This is a genomic window from Streptosporangium fragile (assembly GCF_039534445.1).
Lineage (GTDB): Bacteria > Actinomycetota > Actinomycetes > Streptosporangiales > Streptosporangiaceae > Streptosporangium > Streptosporangium fragile.
Map to the genome: position 1 here is coordinate 1 of NZ_BAAAVI010000147.1, position 4,621 is coordinate 4,621.

The 4,621-nt window shown below is 70.3% G+C and carries 4 protein-coding genes; 2 read left to right on the forward strand and 2 right to left on the reverse strand.

Annotated elements, in window-relative coordinates:
• Window positions 1-51 precede the first annotated feature (51 nt).
• Window positions 52-381, reverse strand: coding sequence for an antibiotic biosynthesis monooxygenase family protein (locus ABD841_RS41060; RefSeq protein ID WP_425582122.1), 330 nt, complete (start codon window positions 379-381; stop codon window positions 52-54).
• Window positions 382-769: 388 nt separating this feature from the next.
• Entirely contained in the window at window positions 770-2,113 is a 1,344-nt protein-coding gene (locus ABD841_RS40170; protein ID WP_344982313.1) for an FG-GAP repeat domain-containing protein, read from the reverse strand.
• Between the two features lie 463 nt (window positions 2,114-2,576).
• On the opposite strand from ABD841_RS40170, the gene ABD841_RS40175 reads away from it, so the two are divergent.
• Both ABD841_RS40175 and ABD841_RS40180 read left to right on the forward strand, forming a co-directional pair.
• Window positions 2,577-2,996 (forward strand): YciI family protein, encoded by a 420-nt coding sequence (locus ABD841_RS40175; RefSeq protein WP_344982314.1) that lies wholly within the window; start codon window positions 2,577-2,579, stop codon window positions 2,994-2,996.
• On the forward strand, window positions 2,993-4,300 hold the full coding sequence (locus tag ABD841_RS40180) for an RNA polymerase sigma factor (protein ID WP_344982315.1): 1,308 nt from the start codon (window positions 2,993-2,995) through the stop codon (window positions 4,298-4,300). The genes ABD841_RS40175 and ABD841_RS40180 overlap by 4 nt, the downstream gene beginning before the upstream one ends.
• Window positions 4,301-4,621: the final 321 nt, after the last annotated feature.

The window sequence follows — 4,621 nt, forward strand, 5'->3', positions numbered from 1 at the left end:
AGCTCATCCGACATGATCCAGAACTATAGATCACAAAACCTGGCTGTAGTACTAGAAAAGTTCACCTCCGGGCAGGATCCCGCCGCGAACCTCGTAGACCTCGGTCACCGTCTCGGGACGGAGGAGGGCACTGATGCGCTCGACGGTCCGGCCGTAAACGGGAGACGCGGCAAGAGCTTCGGCACTCTCGTGATCGGCCCACAGGGTGATCACCAGGCATCGATCGCCGTCACGAGAGAAGATCACCCCCTGGAAGCCGGCTTGCTGCTCGAACATGGGCCGTGACACGTCACGGGCGAAAACGTCGTACTCCGTCTCCATCCCCGGCAACACGGTCGCCCGCCACAACCGCACGATCATCTTCATGCTCTCCCGACTCATACGTGGACGTCAGAGGTGTCACCACGTCCAGGACCTCGTGAAGCCACGGTCCCTTCTCGGCCTGCCACCGGCGCGAAGTCTTTCATCTCGTCCCGGTGGGAGAAATCCTTTCGGTTCCCCTCGAAGTCGCTCCGAGCCTCCCGACGGGAGGGTGGGGCACGTGGCAGAACACGTCACGGTGTCCGCCTCGGAGCTCGCTCTCGGCTTTCGGGGAGAATCGGGCCGGATTCCGGCGCCGGGAACGTGACGGGGCCTGACGACCTTCAGTTTCGATCACGGACGGCGTAGAAGCTCGACGGCGTAGAAGCTCTCGGAGACGACGTGGACGAGCGCCTCCCGGCAGGGTCCGGCCCGGCCGCTGACAGCGGCTTCCCGGTGCGTCGACGTCTCACCAGCCGTCGGTGTCGAAGCTGCTCTCGTCGCGACCGCCGTCCGTTACCCACCACTGCGACCGCCCGCTGCCTTTCCAGGCAGGCTGATGGACGGGCGCGAACCAGGCCAGTGCCAGCTCGTCCCGCCCGTCGCCGTCGTAGTCGGCCGCCGCCCGGGGTGTGGCCAGGCGCTGCTCGGGTGCCGACTTCTTGCCGCCCGGCTCCTTGGCCGGTCCGAGCCGACGGATCACCTTCCCGTCGCGTCGCAGCCCGGCCGCTCCGCCGTGGAGCAGTTCGACCCTGTCGGAGCCGAGCTCGATCGCGAGATCGTCGCGCCGGTCGCCGTCGAAGTCTCCCACGACCAGCTCCCAGGAGTACCCGATGTCTTTGAACACCTGCGGCGCACGCCCCGCCCCGCCGTAGTAGACGGTCATCACGCCGTCGACCTCCGGCGGCTCGGTGTCGTACCCCGGCTCGTTGTTGCGGCTGCCGTCATCGGCGACCACGACGTCGTCATAGCCGTCACCGTCGAAATCCCCGAACGCCGAGGCATTGCCCTCGTGCAGCTTGCGGGAGTGGCGGGACAGCCCGCCGGGACCGGCCCCGAACAGCCATGACGGGCTCTGCTCGCCGTCGCCGCCACCATGCACGAGCAGGCCGGTGGCACGGCGTCCGTCGATCCTGCCTGCGACCAGGCCCGCGAAATCCCCGTCGTCCGGTCCGGGATGGATGGTGTGGCGGCGTGCGGCGCCCTCCCGGGTGAACGGTCCGTACAGCACGGCCAGGTCCGCCGCGACCGTCCCCTTCGTTTTCGGCACACCCATCGCCAGGTCGCCGTTGCCGTCGCCGTCGAAGTCCCCCGGCACACCCCAGTAGGGGAAGTCGGGCTCGAAGACGGGCGGCTGGACGACGACCGGTCTCACATCGGGGTCCACCCCCTCCGGGCCGCCCCACACCAGGTACGAGGTCCCGCGGTACCCTCCCACCGGGAAGCCGTAGATCACCACGTCGGCGAAGCCGTCACCGTCCAGGTCGACTGTTCCCGTCCTGATGATGCTTTTGAAGCCGAAGTCCGCAGCGTCCATCACCGTCCGGGTCCGGGGGTTGAGACCGTCTTTCGAGCCGTACACGATCGCGAGATCGGGCGGTGTGTCCCAGTAGGGGTTGGTGAAGACCAGGTCCGCGAAGCCGTCGCCGTTGATGTCGTCGGGGTTGCCGCCGCCCTTTCCCGCGGCGGGTGCCGGCGACGCCTCTCGGGAGGGGCGTGACGGTTCGGGTGACGGCGCCGCGTCGGACGACGAGGACAGCGCCGACGCGCTCCGTCCGGGTCCGGCGTCACATCCGCCCAGCAGCAGCGACACGATCGTAACGGTGACGGCTGTTATGTTTCCGATCTTCATCGCGCCCTCGGCGCGGTTTCGCGACACATGATGATCAAGAGTATGGGGGGTCGGGGAACGACTGCGCGAAGACCGGTGGTGAGGACGCCGCCGCGGATGTCCAGGACGGCCCCGGGCTCCTGCGCCACCTCAGGACGGACACCCGGACACCCGGACGTCACGCCGGGTGGGGACGGCTCCGGGTCGCGGCGGAATCGGGCCGCCGGAGCGCTCCTGACCTGGCCGGGAACACCGTCGAGTGCTCGCCGGACGCGGTTTTCGTCGGGGGCGGGGCCTGGCCGGCCGGAGGGGGCACCGCGTGGGCAGAGCGCTCGGGTGCAAAAAAATATGGCCCGTGTCCGTCTGCCGTGTCGATCCGCGGCTGCCCCGTTCGACCTGTGAGTGAGAGGGTCGAGAGACGACCCCGATGGCAAGGAGATCGAAGATGGCGAAGTACATGCTGATCATGCGAGGCACCGACGAGTCCGTCGCGAAGATGATGGAGACGCCCTTCGAGCAGATGCTCGAGACGGTGGGCCGCTTCAACGAGGAGATGATCCGGGCCGGCGTGCTCGTCGCCGCCGAGGGCCTGGACGATCCGGCCCAGGGCGTGGTGGTCGACTTCAGCGGCGAGACGCCGGTGGTCACCGACGGCCCGTACGGCGAGACGAAGGAGTTGTTCGGCGGCTTCTACCTGATCGACGTGGCGTCGAAGGAGGAGGCGGTCGAGTGGGCCAAGCGACTGCCCGCGGTCGCCGGCTCGAAGTGTGAGATCCGCCGGGTGCCGGGCATCGACGAGTTCCCGCAGGACAACGAGTGGATCATCAGGGAGCGGGCGTGGCGCGAGCGGACCGGCCAGCTGTGACGCCCGCGGCCGCCGGCGGCCCGCCGAGCACCGAGTCGGCGCGGCGGGCCGTCGAGGCCGTCTGGCGGATCGAGTCCGCGCGGATCGTCGGTGCGCTGGCCCGCTACACCGGGGACTTCGCGCTCGCCGAGGACGTCGCGCAGGAGGCGGTGGCGGAGGCGCTCGTCACCTGGTCGCGCGAGGGCGCGCCGGCGAGCCCGGTGGGCTGGCTGCTCGCGACCGCGCGGCGGCGCGCCATCGACGGCTTCCGCCGCCGGTCGGCACTCGACGAGCGGTACGCCATGCTCGCCGGTCGGCTCACCGAGGGTGAGGCGAGCTCGGGCGCGGTGGCCCCGCCGGACCGGTCGGACGACCTGCCGTGGGATCCCGACCGGGTCGACGACGACGTCCTCGCGCTGATGTTCGTGGCCTGCCATCCGGTGCTCTCGCCCGAGGCGCGCGTGGCCCTGACGCTGCGCGCGGTCGGCGGACTGTCGAGCGAGGAGATCGCCCGGGCGTTCCTCGTGCCCGTGCCGACCCTCCAGGCACGGATCACGCGGGCGAAGAAGACGATCGCCGCGGCGGGAGTGCCGTTCGAGCTGCCGCCGTCCGAGGAACGGCGGCAGCGGCTCGGCGGTGTCCTGAGCGTGCTGTACGTGATCTTCACCGAGGGTTCGACGGCGACGACCGGTGACCGCCTGCTCCGCCCCGAGCTGGCGTACGAGGCGATCCGGCTGGCCCGGATGCTGGCCGCGTTGCTGCCCGACGAGCCGGAGGTGCACGGGCTGCTCGCCCTGTTCGAGCTCACGGCCGCGCGCTTTCCCGCGCGCACCGGGCCCGATGGTGAGGCGGTGCTTCTGGAGGATCAGGACCGGCGCCTGTGGGACCGGTCGGCGATCCGTCGCGGCCTGGCCGCGATCGACCGGGCCTCGGCTGTCGGACACGGTCTCGGACCGTACGGACTGCAGGCGGCGATCGCCGCCTGCCACGCGTCGGCGCCCTCGGTGCCGGAGACCGACTGGGAGCGTGTCGTGCTCCTCTACGAGGCGCTCGGCCGCGTGGCTCCGTCCCCCGTCGTCGAGCTCAACCGGGCCGTCGCCGTCGCGATGGCGAACGGGCCACGGCAGGCGCTGTCCATCGTGGACGAACTGGTCGCCTCCGACCGCCTGTCGGGGTCGTATCTGCTCCCGAGCGTGCGCGGTGAGCTGCTCGCCCGGCTCGGCCGGACCGCAGAGGCACGGGCCGAGCTGGAGCTCGCCGCCCGGCTGTGCGGCAACGTCCGCGAGCGGTCGGTGCTGCTGCGCAAGGCGGCTGCGCTGGCGTGACATCCGCCCCGGCTCCGTCGTTCTCACCGGTCACACCGACTCCGTGAGTTCGGTGGCGTTCGGCCCGGACGGGCGCACCCTGTCCGGCGGCGGTCGGAAAAGAACGGTGTGGCCGGGGGACGTCGCGCGCAGGAAGGTCATCGCCCCCTCAGCCGGTCTCCGTCCACGCGGGGCCATCGAGTGGCCGGAGCCTTCAGCCCAGGTGAAGATCCGTACTCCGTACCGGCTCTGGTCGCTCTGACCGCGAACGTTCGCGGCCCGGTTACTAGTAGTACTTCGTTAGGTTGGTTCTGGTGGGTGGTGTTCTGGCGGAGTTGGGCC